Below are 16656 nucleotides of genomic sequence, written 5' to 3' on the forward strand. Positions count from 1 at the left end.
TTAATTCAGAAGTTCTGTGATTGTGTTAATATTCCAACGAGTTGGTATACCATTGATATTAAGGTTAGGGTTCAAGCGCCCCTGCTCATCTAAAATTACATCACCAAGAATTCCCTGCGCCCAAAGTAATATACTGTCAATTGTTGGTGTTTTTATATCAGCTTCTAGTGCTATCCACTTAGCCAATACTAATCCAAAGTATATATCGTCGAAGAAGAAGCGGTGGGTATCATCAATAAGCACTTTCTCACCTCTTTGGATAACAGGCGTCTTTATGGCCCCAAGAGTTGGAGAGTTCTTGAAAGAACTTAAAATATCAGGTGTACTAGCACCGTAAGAGAATCTCTCTAGAGCTAAGTAATCTAACATAAATGAGAAGTTCAACTTGGTAGATAAAGTTCGAATATGTTCACGAATCAACTCATAGTCGGCATCTAATGACTGAAGTAAATCTGCCGATCGCTGATCATAGTCTTTATAGAATAATGGAACATCTGACTCTTTTCCCCAAGCTCCACCTGATGATAGGGAAAGACCATACATTCTAGAAGTGTGAATTATTTGGTTATCAACTGAAAGTGTTGAAGATATGAAATTATTACAATAATGAAAAGCACCTTGTTTAAAATGATTTTCACAAAGATCAGGTAAAAAAGAGCCATTCAAATAATTAAAGTCATTCTCGTCTTGAATCGAGATTACATTATTAACTTTCGCGCCATATGTAACTCCTATATGACCATACTTTTCGATTCGACACACCCAAGGGATCAAACCAATCGCAAATGGAGTTACATTCTCTTTATTATACTTCCGGGCATAGTAGTCAACCATCCAGTTAAAACCACCTTGACCATACACCGTACCTACAAATATTTTTTTAGAGCCCGCATTTTTAATTACTTTCTCAAGAGCATCTGGATATTGATAAACAGGTATACACAATAAAATGATTTCTGAATCAGGAACTAGCTCTTCGTACGAATTTGAAACTTTATCAAGTTGAGCTGAAAACCTTTGAATTTCCTCTCCAGACTCAGTAATGTACTTAGACAGAACCTCTTTATTCCAGTCATTTGGTCGACTTGTAAGTATAGACACAGAGTGACCTTTCATCGCCAACAATGGCGCTGCGGTATGGGCAGAACTCCCACCCCCAACGATTAAAATATTGTGCATAACTAACTCTCTTTATTGTCCTATCTGTACCACATGCTCTACATGTAGAGGGTAAGGCAGCAAACTGGGAATTTTACCACGTTCAAACTTTGCTTTTCCACTGAAGAAGCAATTAATTTATTAAGTCCCATTTGATGAGAAATTGCTCTCTAGAAAAATGTAACCTCATCAAAGTGCTAAAGCTCACCACGCTAATCTTTAAGTGTCGCAGTTGAATAAAGCATATAGCTTAAGAGTCCTTAAGGTTTTTGTGATAAAGGGACTGGTACTTATTTGACATTACTATCGCAGTGAGGTGTTTATTAACTATCTCCAAAGATGCATTTGAAGAGGTAGTATAGTCTCTCCCCATAATGCCATCAATTGCTTTATCTAACGCATCACTACAATTAAGTTCAAAAGTACTCGAAGAACTTTTATCAAATTTTACAACTTCTTCATGAGGCTCTATCTGAGATAATACCGACGGTAGCCCACAAGCCATAGCTTCAATAACGGCGTTTGGAAGCCCTTCAGCAGACGACGCGGAAATATAGTAATCAGCGCAGTTCAAATACATGTTTACATCATCAACGGCACCTAATAAATGTATATTAGCTCTACCGTCAGCCAATTGGAGCAATTTTGTTCGCAATTCTCCATCACCTATCAGTACTAAGTGCTCATGAGCGCTACGTTTTAAAAATGCCTTAACTAACAATTCCGGGTTTTTACGATTAATGAGTGGACCTGATGAAATAAAAACCTTGTCAGAAGTTTGAATTCCGAGTTGATGGCGAACTTGGTCTCTTGTTTGCCCTGAGAGCTTTTTAAACCTATCAGTATCAACCCCGTTTTGTATTGTAACGAGATTCTCTAGCCCCATTTGAGTCCTAATATTCTCAGTTACTGCTTCAGAGACACCTACAACATAATTAAAGTTACGCATACTACGAAAATGCAAAGCCGCTAAAATTCCACCATATATTTTTCCATACTCCATGCATAGATCTAATTGTGGAAAATTTCGAATAGTACAAACCTTAAACTTACCATGTGTTAAAGTTAGTGATGAGACCAGCCTGTCAGCCCTAAATCCCTGACTATGGATCAAATCAGGGTTAAATTCAGATATAAACTCTTTTAGTTGTTTCTTTGCTGAAAAAAGCCCTTGTAATCTTGTCAGTGATAAAGAAGTAACCTTTATGTCGTGCGCATCAAATAAGGGTTTTAAAGAATCAACGGGCTCATCAGAAAGAGTTAAAACATGACCAAAAAACTTATCAGAATTTAAGTTTTTAACTATATTCAACAGTTGGTTTGTCGGTCCGCACTTAGATAAAGTGCTAACAACATATAGTATTTTTTTCATTACAATCCAAAAAGAGAAAATGACAGGTTATAAGGTGAACTGCCCGTTTTAATAAATAAGTTAAGGTACAGTGTTAATGCAGCATATAAAACTATTATTAGCGCAGGTAAAAGCTTTTCTCGAAAAGCAAGCAAAACACATGGAATTAAAACAACTTCAACAACCCCATAAAAAGTAGCGATTCGCCCTCCAATTGCTCCGAAATCAGAAAAAGCAAGCCTCCAAAAAGTTGCAAATCCTAAAAACAACATAAGTGTTTTGAAGTAAGGGACTTTATACTCTAGTTTTTCCCATAGGGATATCAGTAATATAAAAATAGCTAAATTTTTAATATTTGTTATATCGAATAAACTCGTTGTGCTAACCATACTATCTACTGAGTAGTGATTAAGTTTACTTGTAATTACTCCCATATTAGGAAGAACAGACATCAAAAGATTAGATATTCCTATAGCTCCTAAAGCAACCCCCGACCCCACAAATGCAATTAATCTCTTTTTAGTTACTTTAAAAAAGGATGCAAAAAAGAGGGCTAAATAACTCAAGGCTGCCATATGAAAAATACCTGCAGCACAGATTATTATAAACCCTTTTAAGAATTGCCTGTTCGCGAGCGGAATAATTAGAAATAACCCTATCGCAGCAGCTACAGCCGAGCGGATCTGATTAATGTCTCGATACAAAAATGTGTGCACAAAGAACAGCATAACCGTCATAAAAAAATAAGGCGACAATACACTGTATTGTTTGCAAGACAAGCCAACGGACAACAACGCCACTCCCAAAAATAAGAGTATAAAAGACGAAGAAAAAAGCTTTAAGACTGCAGAATAAAAGACAAAACCTGGTTCCATCCAGAGGTCAGTAAAACGATATTGGAACTCCCCTGTAAGCCAATAGCCAATATGTGGCACATAGTCATAAGCCTCTATATATGCAAGATCATCTTGTCCAACACCAGGACCACGTAAACCCGCGAAGAGGATCAAAAAAGATACCGTGTAAAATAATAGAACTTTCTTTACAGAAAAATCTACTCTTTTTACTTCACACAGTGAAAGCACTGCTAGACAGCCAAATATCAATAAATATAAAGAATACATATCAAATGACTATGTCAACACATATATACAATTTTAATTGCCTTTGCCTAAAAGAACCGTAGATATAGTCTTAAAAACAATTTTAATGTCAAGCAATGCTGAGTAATGTTTAATATAATAAACATCGTATTTATGCTTCCATATAGCATCCTCAACTGACGCACCATAAGGGTAACTTACTTGAGCTAAGCCTGTAACGCCCGGTTTTACAGCATGCCTGAATCTATAGTAAGGTATTTCTTTCTCTAACTCGGTTACAAAAACATCCCGTTCAGGCCTAGGACCGACAAGTGACATTTCACCTTTCAATACATTTATTAACTGAGGCAATTCATCTATTCTTGTTTTACGAATGAATTTACCTACTTTGGTTACTCTCGCATCATTTTTTTTTGCCCACTGAGCGCCGTTGGCTTCAGCATCAGAGCGCATAGAACGAAATTTAACTACTTCAAATTCTTCATTGTATAAACCTACCCTTTTCTGCTTGTACAATATCCTTCCTGGACTTTCAAGCTTAATAATCAACGCAGTTATCAACATAATAGGCAAAGTTAGCAATAATATAATTAGTGCGCTAAATATATCGAATGTTCTTTTTAAGTTTAGATTTCTTCGTTCCGATAAAATCGAAAATGCTTTTTGATGTAAGAAATAGTTACTACCTAAAAGTTGAACCTCAGTGTAGCCCAAACGCTCATCTAAATAACTTATCAAAGGTTCAACCCAAGCACCAAACTCAGTTGCCCTCACCAAAAACTCTCTTGAATCTTCATCTAAATATTCAAGGCCATAGTGACAAACAACTTTTTTACCAAAACAATCTAAATCATAGTTGTTAAATTCAGCATCAAAGTCATATTTCTGGAACAGTTTTTCTAGAAAAGCGACTTTATCTTGCGGACAAAATACATAAATTGACTTTTGCTTTAAAGCTTGAGATTGAGATTTTAACCTCTTTCTCACTTTAACAGGCTTAGCCTTGGAATGGTCTGGTAAGGTTTCTATCATAAATTTCTCACGCACTCTTATAAGAATCCTTACTCATTGAAGATGCTATAATTAAATAAGAACAAATAAACAACATGCCCAATACAAAAGAAAGAAGAAGGATCAATACTTTCTTAGGCCAAGTTGGGTATAATGGAACGATCGCAGGATCAATAACTTGAAATACATATTCTTTCTGCACATCAGCCAACATTTTTTTCTGAAACTCTTTCTCTATAAGTCCAAATAGAATCTTTTTCATCTCATCAACATGAGTTGTTTTCAAAGTACTTTCTAGATAAGAAATTGAGTTTGTAGCCGCAACAGTGTCCATAACTCGAATAGTTTCATTTATATCGTTTATAAGCTTATCAAGAACTAACTGCGCGATTACCGGAGAATAATGACTCATTGAAATTCTGATAAATTTAGAGCCCCTGTCTTGGTTGATTACCAGTTGATCCTCAATAAACTTATTAAAAGCCATCGACTTTATTTCTTGTGTATTCTCGACCAACCATGTTTGAGAAGCGGCATCATATATTTTTTCATTATAAATATACCCTTCATTCTCATCCCAACCTTCAACAGCGAGCAAAATAGTAGTTAGATCATTCTTTTCGATAAATTCGTCTATGAAAACCCTGCTTTTCAAGATTTGAAGTGCTAAGTCTGACTTACTTATACCTTGAGGACCAAGCGATAAACCAGTTAAGGACGCAATGCCCCCCAGTTGGCTATTTAAAGCCCCAACCTTACTCGCATTCGACTCCGCCGGAGCAACTAACACAGATGATCTATACACATCAGGTAAATTGCTAGCAAACAAAAAACCAATCAACGTTACTGCTGTTGAGAATATAAAAATAACCAACTTTTTAGACCACAGTAGTTTAAACGTCATTAATAACCCAATTTGGTCATTTGTATTACTGTAATCAAATTCTTTAATCTTATCGTTGTTTTGAGCCATTTTTAATCCTTACGTCTTAAACGATTATAAACAACTTTAAGTACTGAGCTTGGTAGCAGCCTTGGTAGAAGTCTCAAACAAAATATAAAAGCGCCATTTAGGTAACCAGTTATGCCGTATTTAAGTTTAATCTTAAAAAGTTTGTATTCTGAGCCAGCATATTTAATGCCTTTTCTCTTTTTGTGCATACCATTCCCAATTCTGACATGCACCAAACTCTCATTAATACTAGCTAACTGTTTACCTGCCCCCATCATTCTAATCCACAAATAATAGTCTTCCATGAAATAAAGGTCTTTATAGCTGCCGACCTCTAAGACTGCGCTCTTTTTAAAAATAACTGCAACGTGATTTATTGGATTTCTATACTTTGCAAGTTTAATGATTTCATTATTCGAACAAGGAACAGTTCTAAATGAAGATATATCTCCAACTTCCGTTTGAAACTCACTTATATTTGAGGTGACCAAATCAACATCTGGATTGTTTTGCATAAACTCTATTTGTTTTTCAAAACGATCTGGAGTATTAATGTCATCAGTATCGAATCGAGCAACTAGCTCATAGCTGCATGCTTTAAGACCTTGATTTAAAGCTTCTCCTAATCCGACGTTCTGCTCTAAGACAACTTCTTTTATTGGTAGCTTTTGCTTCCACATTTTTAGTGCATCATACAACTCATCCGTCAGAGGACCGTCATGTACAACTATAATCTCTGTGGCTGGCAAAGTTTGAGCATGAAAGCTCTCAAACGCTTCATTTAAATACTCTGCCTTTTCACCTCGATAAATTGAACATAAAACAGAGAAGCACTGATAATTCTGCATTACTAAATTCCCGATATCGCCGCTACACCAACACCCAACTGATAGAAAATCTGTGTTGCTGTACTCCAAAGTGTTAAACTATCAAGATGCGCTGCATCCATTGGAACGACAATGGTATCTCCAGCTTCAAGCTGAACTGTATTATTGACCGCAAACCAACTGCTTCTATTTGGTATAAATACTGCACCGTTGGCCTTTATAACATAAACTTTATCTTCATCGGCTCGGTCTCTCATACCGCCACTTAAATTGATATAGTCCTCAATTGAAGTTCCTTCTCTAAATAAGTGAGATGAGCTGTAATTTACTTCACCAATGATTGAAATTGAGTCTTGACGGCCAGGTACATACAAAGTATCACCATCTTGTAAACTTAAGGCAGTTCGGTCGTCAAGAATACTTGGCAAATCAATGACAAGTCGACCCAATGCCTCTACACTGGCAAGATCTTTCAGTAATTTGTTAGTTTCTTCATAAGTTAATGATGTATTTGAGCCAATTGACTTTTGAAAGCTCTTTGACGCAATGTCTTTTCTTAACTCTTCAGATAACCTTTTGAGCTGTTTCTGTTCTTGCTCTTTAATCGCCTCACGAGTAAAAATAGCAGCCTTAGGTTCAGCGAACCCTGTTATACCGCCAGCTCTAGCAAGCACTTCTTGCAGGGTATCACCGCGTTTGATCGTATAAGTTCCAGGAAAAACAACTTCTCCTTTCAAATGTATTTTATAACTCTCTTGCCAATTGGGCTGCATTAAAATATTTAATGTATCTCGGCCCTGCAATAACACGATTTCTGAAGATTGCTCTTTGTCAATATCTGTTACTTTAATATAAGTTACATCTCCTGATGGAGACACTCGGGTAACTTCTGCGAAATCTACATAAGCAGATTCAAGTAGCCCCCCGGCAGCTGTAATGGCTGCATTTACATCAAGGCCTTTTGCTAAAGGAAATACCCCAGGGAATCTAACTTGGCCATCCACTTCAAACGTAGCTTTAGAATTACCAACAGTAGCTTGATATTCTAATTGAGCTAGAATTGGAGCAAGTAAACTCTCTCTTCCGAAAGCAGTTGGTGTAATTTCCTCTTCAACTTTAATTTCGGCTTCATCTTCGCTTTCCTCCAGCAAAGCCTCGTTGAGAGCGATGTCAAATAACACCTTTTGATCAAACTGTCTTCGCTCATACAAGTGCCACAACTTAACTTTTTCTTGAAGTTCTTGTTCTGTTTCTGTGAGGGCTAAGTTTTTAAGTGCAGCTTCTTCTTTTTCTAGGTCATTGAAGCGACTAAATACAAAAACCTCATCATTTTTATTCAGAAATACATTTTTAGTTTTCAATGCATCAATTATCGAAAACTGTATAACTTCAATTTCATTGGTCGCTGCAATTTCTCTCACTATAAGCGCGTAATCTACATCAGCTTGAGGAAGCAAGTCAGTTTTTGTATTACTAACCAATTGATCAAATGTGAGACCACTTTTCCACTCATAATAACCTGGTCGTGAAACTGCACCGATCAGCGTTACAGAGTCAATGACCTCACTATTGACACTTTTCACCTTGAGGTAGTCTCCACCTTGCGGAGTGTAAGCTGTCTTATCTTGAGTAAAATCGACCGATATAACTGACTTTTTGCTATGTTCAATAACACGCTTCACTTCGACTTGCTCAAGAAAAGCGTTTTCTTTAAATCCACCAAACATATTGACTAAAGATTTAGCTGTCTCACCGTCTTTCAACTCAAAAATAGCGGGGCGTTTTACAAATCCGTCTACGGATACCTGAGGACCTACAGAAGGGATAAATACAACATCTCCAGATTGCAGTGTTACATCTCCAGAACTATCCCCTTTCAGCAACAAGTCATATAGGTCAAGCTCAGAAATGACCTTGCCTCTTCTTTTCACTTTGATGTTTCTCAACGAAGCTATCTCTGATAAGCCACCACTTGCGAATAAGGCATGAGTGACAGTAGAGAGAGGAGAAAGTGAATAACTACCAGGCTTATGAGCTTCACCGACGACTAAAACCCTTAAGCTTCTTAGTTCTGATATTGATACAAAAACCTTTAGGCCTATAGCCTCTGTTGAAATCTTTTTATCAATTAACTCCTTCAGTTCGCCGTACGTCAAACCAGCGACATAAACAGGGGAGAATTTCGGAATGTTTAATCGACCTTCTCTATCAACAGTGATCAAATGTGTAGCCGTTTCTTTACCATAAAGGCTTACAGACAAGCTATCACCATTAGAAATAATATAGTCGTTAGGAACTGAGAGCTGTTCTGTCGGGGCAAAACTGGTTGGCTCTCCCGCAAACAATTCATAGCCATATGGCTTTAATATTTTTTCTTCCGGCTTTAAAGGGTCCGGGTTATTTTCTAGTGAAATATCTTCCCGTGGCAATATGCTCTTTTCATTGATTTTCGGCTGCGGTTCATTATTATTCTGAACACCAATACTTGATAAATCAATGCCATATTGTTTGGCTAAAGTTTCTTGTTGAGATTTAGGCAACTTTTTAAACTGTTCTATTTGCTGCGTAGTAGGTGTAAAGGCGCTAGCTAAAGCACTGAAGCCCAATAATACTATTGCTAAAACATGCTTAAAATACATCAGTGTCAGTATCCCGTTAGTCAATAACCAAAAAAAGATTGCACATTCTACACGATAACTATGAAATAGAAAAAGGGCCTAGGCCCTTTTTTTTGTCATAACTTTGTGAACAAACAATTCAATTCGTTAAAAACTGTAAACGAGTGTCAATGACGTTTCAGTGTCTGTATTTTCCTTGCCGTCGTCAACTTCTGAGTTATGAGTAATTTTATAGGCAACTTTCATTTGCAATGAGCCATTCACTTTGGTCATCAACGCAGTTTCTGACTCTGACTTAGTATTTGTATCACCATATTCCACTGCGACTATTTGTGTAAATTTAGCATTGTCAGAGATAGTCCATTCGTAGTCGATCTTTGCAACACCAATCGCTTCACTTTCTGTTGCACCAGCTAAAGGTTGACCATCGCTCGTCACTTCAGTGCTGCTTTCCTGATATTCAAAACGCTTGATACCTGGGCCAATTTCAAAGTCTAGATACATATTAGGACGACTTACCACTCGCAAACCATAACCTACCGAGAACACAGATTCGCTTCTATATGCACCAAAATAATCAGAGTCATAAGAACCAAAAATAAACAAATGGCTGTGATCTTCTACTAGCTTGTAATTTCCTTGCACAGATAAAGAATACTTTTCATTCGTACGCTCTTTAACTTTTTCACCGTCATCATTTTCGATTTCATCTTCTTTGAAAATACCATCGATTTTGTATTCATTACGCCAATTATCGAGATGATGTTTTGCTTTGATTTCACCTTTTAAAGTCGTTGTTTCCGTATTACCGCTTGTGATAATCGCACCTACCTCACTGGTGATGTCCCATTCTTTTTCTTCTGGAAGTGTATTACCACTATCATTTTCTTCTGCAGCAAGCTGAGACGACATAGTCATCAATGCACACAAAGAGAACAGTTTAAATTTCATTATAAAATCAACCTTATTTTTCAGTTTTTTGTAAGTGCACATCCATTTGCGGATACGGAATATTTATATTTGCATCATCCAATGCAATTTTTATGTTTTCAAGTAAGTCAAAGTAAGTGGGCCAATAGTCACTCGTATTCACCCATGGTCTGACAGCAAAGTTCACACTAGAGTCCCCTAACTCTAATACCGCCACTGTATATGTGGGTTCTTTCAAAATGCGAGCTTCATTATTCAAAACGTTTTCAAGTACTGCCTTGGCGTTTTTCAGATCAGATTCATAACCAACACCAATAACAAGATCAATCCGTCTCGTTTTTTCACGCGAATAGTTTACTATCGCCCCAGACATAATAGAGGAATTGGGTATTATAATAACTTTATTGTCTGGCGTAATCAGTTCGGTTGAAAATATCTCTATTTTACGGACACTGCCTGATTTTCCGCCTGCATCTATATAATCACCAGACTTAAAAGGGCGCAGTATAATGATTAACACGCCCGAAGCAAAATTAGACAGCGACCCTTGCAATGCTAATCCAACAGCGAGACCTGCTGCACCTAAAATAGCAATGAATGACGTTGTCTCAACACCCACTTGAGATAATGCCATGAGCAATGTTGCAACAAAACCTAACGCATACACTATATTAGCAAGGAACACCCCCACTGCTTTATCTACTTTGCGGTTACAAATTGCCTTTTCTGTTAAGTTTGAGAGAAAGCGCGTTACCTTAAGCCCGATTAAGAAAATAAATAAGGCGAGCACAGCTTGCAGTGCATAGTGCACGATTAAATCTGAATTGTTATTGAACCAATCGAGTATGATGTCCATAAAGTGTCCTGTTTCAGAGAGTTATCAGTATAATTCTTTACAACAGGTATAAATATTAGACATTTTGTGGAGATTTTCCCCAAACAGACTAAAATAGACAAAAAAATAAAAAAAGCTTTGCATTATCAGTAAAACCCTGTAATATGCGCGCCACACCCAAGAGGTGTTACACGAAACATTGTGGCGGCTGTAGCTCAGTTGGTAGAGCCCTGGATTGTGATTCCGGTTGTCGTGGGTTCGAGCCCCATCAGTCGCCCCATCTCCTTCTTATTCGTGTTCTTTTATACGTTCCTGTACTTTTTAAGTTCACATAAAATTTTATATTTTTATACATTCTAAATTGTGTTATGCCATCCCGCATAAAGACGAAATCAGCTTTATCCATTCACGACTGCACATTTTCTTAACTCGACCCGGTATTGAAATAAATTGATCCCAAGCTTTTGAAACTTCCTCAACTATTTCTACATAGCCCGAAAATACTCTATTGGATTTAGCTCAGGTGAATAAGCGGGAAGTTTTATTAGCGTTAAGCTGCTGAATTATAAAGCAGTATCATGTGTATGACAGCCTCCGCCATCCATTATCACTACTGCATGCCTACCAATTGGTGTAACTTGTGATATTTAACGCATGTGCTGCGTCATCGCTTCTTTATTTACGAATGGACTTACTAATGCTTCTGTTTGGCCCGTGGCAGGACATACTGCACCAAATAAATACCCGTATTCAAACTGTTGTTGTAGTTTCACAATCCTTGATCGAGTACCTGTATCAGCCCAAATGCGTGTAGTCGGGTTTTTCTGGTCAAATCGAGCTACATCCTGAAACCATACATCGATACGCTCAAGAGGTTAGTGTCCCGATGTGTGAAGGTTCGTTTCCAGTTGGAAGTTTTTTAAAAGCTTCTTGGCTTTGTAATGGCTGCTTAGGGTGTTTTGAACGACTTGTGATCCAACTAAAACCAAGCTGCTTTCGTATTTTATAGACATGATTTAAGTGGTAATGAACACCAAATTCACTGCTAATGTAATACACAATGTCCTCACCGGTTAGACGGCAGCCTTGAAGCTCCGTGATTGTGCGCTTAATAAATTCAGACAGTTGCTCAAGCTGAGGCTGTGGTAGTCTAGATGTACGTCCTTGAATAAGCTTATTATCTAAGCCATCAAGCCCATGCTCTAAGTAACTAGAGACTCATTTATTAACACTACTCCGTGGTGTATTAAGGCGTTTTGCAATGTTGGTTCTGCTATTACCTTCATAAAATAATGACACGGCAAGTAATTACATGCGTTTACGTGCGTTGGGCTCTTTTCGAGAAAGCACCAAAAGCTGTTCAGATATGCTTGGGTTAAGCGTTATTTAGTCTGTCATTTTATATGCTCTATATGAGATCAGATATTTAGGCGGAATAGTATTATTTACTTTTGATCATTTTATTCGGTTTACAATTAGGGCGACCAATAGATTGCTGCTTGGAGACACATTGTCCATCTGTGCCATAAAGTCGCTGGTTTATTTAGCCGCACAAAAAATGCCACCTAAATTAGGTGGCATTACACACGGGATTATTTCTACTTATAAATAGAAATTCTGTTTACTTATTTCCAGCTTTTCATCTTGTGACCTTTCAATGCATAGAAAAGAATGAAGATGTAACAAGGAAATAAAATTAAATACGCACTTTGACTTGAAGCAACTGTCGCTTCAGGGCCCTTAGCTAAACCAAGGAATAAAGGACCAAACGCACCGCCAGCAATACCCATAACAAGCAGACCAGAACCAACGCTAGTCAATTTACCGAGTCCTGACAGTGCAAGAGGCCAGATTGCAGGCCACATAATGGCATTTGCCAAACCACAGATTGCTAAAAATAGTACTGCTAACGGCATTTCACCTGCAAATATTACATTGATTGTACTTTCTGGATTTGAAAATGCAATCGCAAAAGACAGTACCATCCCCAAAATAGCCGAAGATGCTAACGCTGTTTGTTGAGATATAACTCGAGGGATCAGTAAAATACCTAAGACATAACCAAATACCATAAAGCCCATTGTATATGAGGTCATGACCGTGTAATTATCCATACCAAAAGCAAGCGCAAATGAGCCTATAGTATCCCCTGCGATTACTTCTACAGCAACATATAAAAATAGTGCAACAACACCCAAAGCTAAATTTGGATGAGCAAGCGCTTCTCTAACAGTACCTTTTGCTCCAGACTCTTCTTCTTCAGTAATTTCAGGTAGTGGTGAAAATTTAATTGCTAATGCAAATAGGCCAATAAAGGCTGCTAACCCAAGGTATGGTAATATTAGGTTCTGAGCCATCGCATCTTTTTCTGTTTGCGTTAGTGCAGTCTCAGAAACTTCAGTAAAACCACCTAATACTAATGCAGTAAATACGATTGGCGCGATAACACCTGCCGTTTTATTTAGGATCCCCATCAAACTGACTCGTGCCGCAGCTGACTCTTCAGGGCCTAATCTAACGATATATGGGTTCACTGCCGTCTGTAGTAACGTTTGAGCAATACCCATGGTGAATTGTGCAATAATAAACAAGATGAAAAGCTGTGCTTTCGCTGCAGGAATGTACAACAAAGCACTACCCATCATCATGGCAACAGATAATGCCATACCATTTTTGTAACCAATTTTCTTGATAACTTTTGCCGACGGGATTGCTGTAATCGTCACCGAAATATAAAAAGAAAACAAAACTAATGAAGCTTGAACTGAACTAAGATCAAATAACTGCTGCAAGTAAGGCATCAGTGACCCATTTAACCAAGTCACAAAACCCAAAATAAAAAACATAGCAGCAACTATGGCCAAAGGTATGGCGTTGCTTCGAGGTGTTGAATTCGACACAGTGGCTTCCATAAATTTTTACTCGTTGTTAAAAGTTTATTGTTTTTTGACGGTGCTTTCGATTTATATATCACCATCTAATCGTCATGCCCGCCAAAAATGACAGCGCTGACATTTAACTTTACGTTAATTTTACACGTATTTCTAGTTAGAAATTATACTAAACTGGATTTAAAAAAGGGGCATACGCCCCTTTTTTAATTTTTAGTTATCAGTAAGTTTACTCTAAACCTGTAATACGGCTGTACTTTTTACCGTCTAATGTGGTTCTTAGACGCACATCTGATGAGTTAGTCACTGTCATCGGACCTGAATAAGTCTGCCAGGAGTTACCGTTATCAAGGCTCACTTCAATCGTCAAAAATGAAAATGCACTGTTAGCTAGTAGCAGACCATCTTTAATTACTGCGCCTGGTACAGGCAAGTTCACATTCACACCATCTGTAACTAGCCTACCAAGCTCTTTCAACGCCAGTGCCGCTGAAAACTCTTGCCAGTCAGCAGCGCGTGCTTTTTCATTTGGCTGCTCACCTTCCCAGCTTGCTTTATGCCAAGCACGCTCAGCGACGGTCAAGACACGCGGGAACATCATTGCCATTACCTGATCTTCAGTACGGATCGTCTCAGTCCATACCTGCCCTTGCATACCCAAGATATTTTCAGGTTTTTCGAGCTTTGGTAACGGTCGACCAACAAGCGCTTCTAAATTGTCTATCGCCTCGCCATTACGTGTAAAGTCTGCATTAGCATAGACATCATCTGGCATATAGCTAAATGCTTTTTTAGTATCTGTATATCTTGCAGCCCAATAATAGCCACGTTCAGCTGGATGTGCTTCGTATGGATGGTCAAAGTATAAATGTGTACCGTGAGATAGCACGACCTGATAACCATCATTAGCCAAACGGTAAGCTCTGTCTGCTACTCCCCACTCCCAAATGTTATCCCATACGTTAGCGGTAAATACTTGATTCGGGAACTCATCACGTTTAAACGGGTTCACGCGGTCATACATCAGGCCATCTTCCCAAGCACCTGGTGCGATCCCACGTTTAGCAAAGATTTTCGCAATGCGCTGCGTGAAGTAAGGCTTCAGATCCGCAGGTCCTGCGATGCCATTGTTCGCCTCTTTAAATAGCGCATCACATGCAGGCGATTTCGTCCAAGAACCTGCCCCGACTTCATCACCGCCAAAATGCAGATTTTCTAAGCGTGTGCCTGCTTCCCGATACATACCTTGCAGTTCATAAGTAACCTTTTCGACAAACGCATACGTCGAGTCCATACAGACATTGAATGAATTGTCTGTGTAGTTTTGTACTGTCAAATATTCTGATTTATCTTCAGGATCACTTAATAAGAAAGCACGTGCTTCTGCTTCTTTGCCTTGCTCCATTAATCTGTGATATCTGGCTTCCATCGCTTTGATGGCTGCGCGAGCATGACCCGGACCTTCAATTTCCGGAATGATATCTATGTGTCTGGCTTTAGCAAATTTAAGTAGCTCAACAAAGTCTTCACGTGATAAGTAGCCATTGCCTGAACCAGACTTAAATGGACCTGTACCCAACTGAGTTAACAAACACGTGCGTTCTTCTAAATCAAAGCAGCGATATCCACCAATTTCCGATAGCTCAGGCAAGCCAGGGATCTCTAAACGCCAGCCCTCATCATCTGAGAAGTGCCAGTGGAATTTATTCAACTTATAACGCGCCATTTGCTCGACGAGCTTAAACAAGGCTTCTTTACCATGGTAGTTTCGTGCATTGTCATAATGCATACCACGCCAACCGTATCTCGGTGTATCGTCAATTTCAACGTTAGGTGCTTCTACACTGCCATCTTGCATTTTCGTCAACAGCGCTAATAAGCTCTGTATTCCATAGAAAACACCCGCGTTATCAGCACCAATAATCTCTATTTTATCGTCGTCAACTTCTAGTTTGTAGCTACCCGATTGGCGTGTATAGCGCCCTTCGTTCTCTTCAACTTTTAAGAAAACCGTCGGGGCTTTACCTGCTGTAATATGATCTGCTTTTGCATCCAATGTTAGACCAAATTCGCTTAAGTCTTCTTGGAAAACAGAAACTTCAGATTTCAAACGCCCAGCAAAGCGAATCTGCCATTTATTATCCAACTGTGCGACGCCACGATTAAAGTCTACATTTTGCGGTTTAGGAATAATGCGTTTTAGCGCCGCCTCTTTGTCGACTTTTACAGTATGTGCATTGTGCTCATATCGCCAAGCAGCGTTCGCCAAAGGTGAGTAATCTAATGGCTCATTGTGCCTTTTAAGCTGATTTTCGCGCTCAATCGGTGCCACAAATGACAACATATCTTCAGTATCTGTATTTGCAAAAATCACTGGGAGTGATTGACCCGATACGATAAATGCTCGAGGCATAAAATCTGTATATGCTGCAATCCATGCCGCCGCTTCAAACTCAATTTTCAGCGATTCGTTTGCAGCTAATCCGGCAAATTCAGGGGTTGGGACAAAGCGATGTAAATCGCCATTAACATGCTCTATGCGTAAACCAGCAGAAGCTAATGTTTTAATTTTTCGAACAGAATGTATGTAGATCTGCCAATCACTTTCACCCTTAGGTAAAGCAACATTAGAATTGTTTTTTAATGACATAGAGCCAATGAAACTACCAGCAGCACCATGGAAGTTATTTTCTACTGCAAAAGTGAGGTGTGTATCTTTAGCAAAGGCGTCTAGCTGAGGTTGAGAAAGCACTGCACTGGCGCCCCACGAGGCAGTGACCAGCGTCGTTGCAAACATATGCGCAAGCATATTTTTTCGTAGATTCATATTAGCTCCTAAAGGCTATTCCTTGAAACCACATTTTAGCAAAAGCTTTTCTCAAGCGGTGCGCAATCTGAATTATACGATTTATGATATTGCGCAGCGTTAGGAGATATGTGGCTCAAATAAATAGCATTAACCAACTTATTGTTAGCTTTT

At 38.6% G+C, this 16656-nt stretch carries 11 protein-coding genes, 1 tRNA gene and 1 pseudogene; 1 reads left to right on the plus strand and 12 read right to left on the minus strand.

Going from position 1 to position 16656, the window contains the following annotated elements; genetic code table 11:
* The 9 genes from L1077_RS06450 to L1077_RS06490 form a co-directional block, all read right to left on the minus strand.
* Nucleotides 1-1179 (minus strand): NAD/NADP octopine/nopaline dehydrogenase family protein, encoded by a 1179-nt coding sequence (locus L1077_RS06450; protein ID WP_237136081.1) that lies wholly within the window; start codon nucleotides 1177-1179, stop codon nucleotides 1-3.
* 229 nt (nucleotides 1180-1408) lie between these two features.
* Nucleotides 1409-2530, minus strand: coding sequence for a glycosyltransferase (locus tag L1077_RS06455; protein WP_237136082.1), 1122 nt, complete (start codon nucleotides 2528-2530; stop codon nucleotides 1409-1411).
* Nucleotides 2530-3633 carry an EpsG family protein gene (locus L1077_RS06460; protein WP_237136083.1) on the minus strand — a complete coding sequence of 368 codons (1104 nt, stop codon included), beginning with the start codon at nucleotides 3631-3633 and terminating at the stop codon, nucleotides 2530-2532. Before L1077_RS06460 ends, L1077_RS06455 begins: the two co-directional genes overlap by 1 nt.
* Before the next feature lie 33 nt (nucleotides 3634-3666).
* A complete protein-coding gene (locus L1077_RS06465; protein ID WP_237136123.1) occupies nucleotides 3667-4644 on the minus strand; it encodes an exopolysaccharide biosynthesis polyprenyl glycosylphosphotransferase in 978 nt (325 codons plus the stop codon).
* Between the two features lie 7 nt (nucleotides 4645-4651).
* Nucleotides 4652-5596 (minus strand): Wzz/FepE/Etk N-terminal domain-containing protein, encoded by a 945-nt coding sequence (locus L1077_RS06470; RefSeq protein ID WP_237136084.1) that lies wholly within the window; start codon nucleotides 5594-5596, stop codon nucleotides 4652-4654.
* Nucleotides 5597-5598: 2 nt separating this feature from the next.
* Entirely contained in the window at nucleotides 5599-6423 is an 825-nt protein-coding gene (locus L1077_RS06475) for a glycosyltransferase (RefSeq protein WP_237136085.1), read from the minus strand.
* Between the two features lie 2 nt (nucleotides 6424-6425).
* Nucleotides 6426-9041 carry an SLBB domain-containing protein gene (locus tag L1077_RS06480; protein WP_237136086.1) on the minus strand — a complete coding sequence of 872 codons (2616 nt, stop codon included), beginning with the start codon at nucleotides 9039-9041 and terminating at the stop codon, nucleotides 6426-6428.
* A gap of 126 nt (nucleotides 9042-9167) precedes the next feature.
* Nucleotides 9168-9971, minus strand: a complete 804-nt coding sequence (locus tag L1077_RS06485) for a DUF481 domain-containing protein (protein WP_237136087.1) — start codon at nucleotides 9969-9971, stop codon at nucleotides 9168-9170.
* A 13-nt stretch (nucleotides 9972-9984) separates the two neighbouring features.
* A complete protein-coding gene (locus tag L1077_RS06490) occupies nucleotides 9985-10806 on the minus strand; it encodes a mechanosensitive ion channel family protein (RefSeq protein WP_237136088.1) in 822 nt (273 codons plus the stop codon).
* Between the two features lie 183 nt (nucleotides 10807-10989).
* Between L1077_RS06490 and L1077_RS06495 the strand changes: the two genes are divergently transcribed.
* Nucleotides 10990-11065: transfer RNA gene (locus tag L1077_RS06495), tRNA-His, on the plus strand.
* A gap of 86 nt (nucleotides 11066-11151) precedes the next feature.
* Here L1077_RS06495 and L1077_RS06500 read toward each other — a convergent pair.
* From L1077_RS06500 to L1077_RS06510, 3 genes and pseudogenes are all read right to left on the minus strand, one after another.
* Nucleotides 11152-12099: pseudogene (locus L1077_RS06500) on the minus strand (IS630 family transposase).
* Between the two features lie 311 nt (nucleotides 12100-12410).
* Nucleotides 12411-13697 carry an N-acetylglucosamine MFS transporter NagP gene (gene nagP / locus L1077_RS06505; protein ID WP_369334824.1) on the minus strand — a complete coding sequence of 429 codons (1287 nt, stop codon included), beginning with the start codon at nucleotides 13695-13697 and terminating at the stop codon, nucleotides 12411-12413.
* Nucleotides 13698-13905: 208 nt separating this feature from the next.
* Entirely contained in the window at nucleotides 13906-16503 is a 2598-nt protein-coding gene (locus L1077_RS06510) for a family 20 glycosylhydrolase (protein ID WP_237136089.1), read from the minus strand.
* Nucleotides 16504-16656: the final 153 nt, after the last annotated feature.

It is taken from the genome of Pseudoalteromonas luteoviolacea (assembly GCF_021654285.1).
Lineage (GTDB): Bacteria > Pseudomonadota > Gammaproteobacteria > Enterobacterales > Alteromonadaceae > Pseudoalteromonas > Pseudoalteromonas luteoviolacea_J.